We start from the raw sequence: 4,328 nt of genomic DNA, 5'->3' as shown, positions 1-4,328 counted from the left end.
GCCAGTGCGGTGACATCGGCACGGAGAAGCTGCCGGACTGGATCCGCCAGTACACGGGAAAAGCGCCGGAGTTTCATTTTACATCGGGGACGGAATTTCCAGAGGATGTGTCCGGTTATAAGCTGATCGTTCATTGCGGCGGCTGTATGCTGAATGCGCGGGAGATGAAGAGCCGTCTTCGCAGCGCTGCCGATCAGGAGATCCCGATGACCAATTATGGGATTTTGATTGCCTATATGAAGGGAATTTTGAAACGGAGCATGGGGGCACTGGAGCCGGTCAGATAGGAAATTTGGGCGGAAAAATGAACGGAAAGAGCGTAAATAATTAGAAACTTAGAAATAAAGGCGGATAAAGCTGCTGGACGATGGAAATGCCTGTCGGACAGCAGCTTTTTTCATAGGAAATTGCGTCCTATGAAAAAACGCTCCGCGAGGATGCGCACTTGCGCGAAGCAGTTTTTAGATTTCGCAGATGCCAGAATGTAAACTATATTAATCCAACGTGTTGACATTTAAAAATCAACGGTTTATAATAGCGAAAGTTAGCTAAATGAGAAAAATAGGATATTTTTTAAGTTGGACCGAAGGATAACCAAAAAAAGTGTTTTGATTTTGATAAGGAGTAGAAGATATGAGTTTACAACTGGCAGAAGAGATTATAAAGGGACGCCGTCTGAAACGGGGCGAGGATTTAAGCTTTTTATTGAGTGAGGATCTGGATGAGCTTTGTGCGGGAGCTGATAAAATCCGGAAGGAGCTCTGCGGAAACCATGTGGATCTGTGTTCTATCATTAATGGACGAAGCGGACGCTGCGGCGAGGACTGCAAGTTTTGCGCGCAGTCAGCCTGTCATCATACGAAGGTGGAAGAATATCCATTTCTGGAGCCAGAGGAGATTCTGGAGGACTGCAAGCGTCATGAGGCGAAGAAAGTACATCGTTACTCCATCGTGACGGCGGGACGTGCGCTGACGGGAGCGGAGATGGAGAAGGCGCTTCGGGCATACCGCGCTATGAAGAAGGAATGCAAGGTAGAGCTCTGCGCCTCCCACGGACTTCTGTCACAGGAAGATTTCAACCGTCTGAAAGAGGCGGGTGTGGGACGGGATCATGCCAATATTGAGACTTCCCGGAGAAATTTCCCGAATATCTGTACAACACATACATTTGAGGACAAGCTGGAGGTCATCCGGCGCGCGCAGGCGGCAGGACTTTCCGTCTGTTCCGGCGGCATCATCGGCATGGGAGAAACCTGGGAAGACCGGATCGACATGGCGATCACGCTGAGCGAGCTCGGGATCAAATCAATTCCGATCAATATCCTGCGTCCGATTCCGGGCACGCCGCTGGAACATCAGGCAGCGCTTTCGGAGGATGAGATTTTGCGGACGATTGCCATTTTCCGTTATATCAATCCGACCGCGATGGTCCGTCTGGCAGCAGGACGAAATTCAATGGAACATTCCGGCGAACAGGCATTCCGTTCCGGCGCAAACGCAGCCATTACCGGAGATATGCTGACAACCTCCGGAAACCGCATCAGCGAGGACCAGGAGATGCTGGCGGCGATGGGATTCACATTATAAAAAAGGAGTATCCATATCATGAGTAAAACACTTTCCGCAGAAGCGGATCACAAACCTTACTTTACAACCAAACGGATGGCGCTGATTGGCGTGATGACGGCGGTAACCTGTATTCTGGGACCGTTCTCGATTCCGCTTCCATTCAGCCCGGTTCCGATTTCCTTTACAAATCTTGCCATTTATCTGGCAGCATATGTGCTGGGAATGAAAGCCTGCACGGTGAGTTACCTGATTTATATGCTGCTTGGCATGGTGGGCGTTCCGGTATTTTCCGGATTTACGGCAGGAGTCGGTAAGCTGGCAGGACCGACCGGCGGCTATCTCGTCGGATTTATCCTGATGGCGCTGATTGTTGGATTTTTTGTGGATCATTTTCCGGGCAAAGTAGCCCTGCATATCGTTGGCATGGTACTGGGACTGGCGATTTGCTATATTTTCGGAACGGTATGGCTGGCAGGTCAGCTTAACATGACCTTTGTAGCCGGACTGGGTGTGGGCGTTATCCCGTATCTGCCGGGCGATGCAGTCAAAATCATTTTCACAGCTTTGATCGGACCGAAGCTGCGCCGCGAAATTTACCGGTTAGGAGAGTAAAAAGCGTCTGGCTGTAAAAATAACTGTTTAGATAAAATGATATTTAAAATAAAGGACAGATGGGTGAAAGTGGAATACATAAAACGCTTTCATCCATCTTTTTTGTTGAATGAAACGAAGAAGTTGGTTCATATTTTATAGAAACTAAGAAGAAAAGAAAAAATAAAGGTAAAAGAAAACAGAAATAATCACATATATGGAATAAAATACAGAAAAATAAGAAGCAAGTGTGACTAAACTTGAACAATTTTGGAGCGTGTGTTATACTAAAGACAGAAAAAAGAGGGAGATTCCGGAGGAACAGGGAGGAGGCAGTTGTATGGAGAAAAAGATTATCACTATCAGTCGTGAATATGGAAGCGGAGGTCGTCAGATTGGCCTGGTTGCCGCTAAAAAACTGGGAATGGAATTTTATGATAAGGAATTGATCGATGCTGCTGCGAAGGAGATCGGTTTTCCAGCGGAAATTATTGCGGATCGTGAGCAGCGCCTGACAAACAGCCTGCTTTACAATTTCGCGATGGGAACTTTGTATGGACTTTCCTATCCGAAGGAGCCGAAGCTCAGTGAACTGCCATTGACAGAGCAGATCTATGTGGCGCAGAAGAAGGCGATCGAGGAGGCGGCAAAGCGCGGAAGCTGCGTATTTATCGGAAGATGTGCTGATTATATTCTGAGAAGCCGTCCGGATGTACTGCGTGTCTTTGTTTATGCGGATCGTGATATCCGGCTCCGCCGCGCGATTGACGAATATGGGGATCTGGAAGAGCATATCGATGAATTTATGCACCAGACCGACAAACGCCGCCGGATCTACTATGAAAACTATACGAATCAGCGCTGGGGCGACAGGGAAAACTATGATCTGATGCTGAACAGCGGAGATTTGGGAATTGAGAAGTGCGTGGAGTTGATTTGCCAGGCGGTGAAGTAAGGGATAACGAAACAATTATAATTTTAAGCAAAAATAACCGCTCAAGTTTTGCTAGGACCTGGGGCGGTTATTTTTATGTCTTATCTAAGATTCCATCCATGAAACAACGGTCCATTTCCATTTCCAAGATTTAATCCGAATGCTAATGCCCCACTTAAATAGGAACGTGCATCACGAATACTCTGCTCCAGAGAACGTCCGGCGGCGAGACCGCAGGCGATTGCGGATGAGAGTGTGCAGCCAGTTCCATGGTTGTTTTGATTCTCGATCCGGGGACTGGAAAACCAGAGTGGAGTCTGGTCTGGCTGACAAAGAACATCACAGACAGTATTTGGCAGATTTTCCCGGTGTCCGCCTTTTAAAAGAACCGCGGTGTGAAATTGACGGGACAGCCGGGTGGCGGCAGCTTCTATGCCTGCGTCATTGTCCAATGTATGCGTCTGCATTTGAAGCAAAAATTCAGCCTCCGGCAGATTCGGTGTCAAAAGTGTGGCGCGCGGAAACAAAAGCTCCTGGGAGGCGGCGATGGCGTCCGGAGCTGCCAGAGGGCGTCCGCTGGTGGAGATAAGCACTGGATCGAGTACCACCGGGATATCGGGATAGGCGCTTAGTTTTTCTGCGACAACCTGAACGGCAGTTTTGTTTCCCAGCATTCCGATCTTGATCGCTTGCGGAGTTAAATCTGAAAGAACCGAATCCAGCTGTGCCGCTAATATTTCCGGGGAGGCAGGCGAGACAGCCTGCACGCCGAGCGTATTCTGAGCGGTAATCGCAGTGATAACACTGGTTCCATAGAGCCCCAGAGCGGTGATGGTCTTTAAATCTGCCTGTATTCCTGCGCCGCCTCCGCTGTCCGAACCGGCGATGGTGAGTACTGTGGGGATAACGCGGTGGTTTTTATGAATGCACTCTCGCAGCTCCCGGACCGCAGCCCCGATATCGGGCTGTCCGAAAATCCCGGATATAATCGCAGCTCCTGCGATGCCGGTTCCAGCCAGGGTGGAAAGATTGGAAGCGTTGATTCCTCCGATGGCGACAACCGGAATGGAGACGGACTGGCAGATGGCGGTCAGAGTCTCACGGGACATCGGGATGGCCTCTGTTTTGGTTGGACTTGGAAATACAGCGCCGGAACCGAGATAATCGGCTCCGGCTTTTTCTGCTTCCAGGGCCTGGGCAACGGTTTTGGCGGTTACGCCGAGAATCTTGTCCG

General features: G+C 49.4%; 4 protein-coding genes and 1 pseudogene (1 of these 5 running past the window's edge). 4 read left to right on the top strand and 1 reads right to left on the bottom strand.

Annotated features, from left to right (window positions below):
* The 4 genes and pseudogenes from hydF to QVO97_RS02725 all read left to right on the top strand — a co-directional run.
* Positions 1 to 287: pseudogene (gene hydF / locus QVO97_RS02740) on the top strand ([FeFe] hydrogenase H-cluster maturation GTPase HydF); it begins 929 nt to the left of the window's first position.
* 346 nt (positions 288 to 633) lie between these two features.
* The gene (gene bioB / locus QVO97_RS02735) at positions 634 to 1,587 is read left to right on the top strand and encodes a biotin synthase BioB (RefSeq protein ID WP_022358883.1); all 954 of its coding nucleotides are present in this window, start codon (positions 634 to 636) and stop codon (positions 1,585 to 1,587) included.
* Positions 1,588 to 1,605: 18 nt separating this feature from the next.
* Entirely contained in the window at positions 1,606 to 2,181 is a 576-nt protein-coding gene (locus tag QVO97_RS02730; protein ID WP_022358882.1) for a biotin transporter BioY, read from the top strand.
* A gap of 319 nt (positions 2,182 to 2,500) precedes the next feature.
* Positions 2,501 to 3,115: a cytidylate kinase-like family protein gene (locus QVO97_RS02725; RefSeq protein ID WP_022358881.1), complete on the top strand. Its 615-nt coding sequence runs from the start codon at positions 2,501 to 2,503 to the stop codon at positions 3,113 to 3,115.
* A gap of 80 nt (positions 3,116 to 3,195) precedes the next feature.
* On the opposite strand, the gene thiD is transcribed toward QVO97_RS02725, so the two are convergent.
* Positions 3,196 to 4,328: bifunctional hydroxymethylpyrimidine kinase/phosphomethylpyrimidine kinase (gene thiD / locus QVO97_RS02720; RefSeq protein WP_288188732.1), on the bottom strand; the 1,133-nt coding region annotated here is incomplete at its 5' end.

This window comes from Clostridium sp. CAG:43 (genome assembly GCF_000434655.1).
In the GTDB taxonomy this organism is placed as follows: domain Bacteria; phylum Bacillota; class Clostridia; order Lachnospirales; family Lachnospiraceae; genus Otoolea; species Otoolea fessa.
The sequence above is the reverse complement of the archived record's forward strand: the minus strand, read 5'-3'. Positions and strand labels throughout refer to the sequence as shown.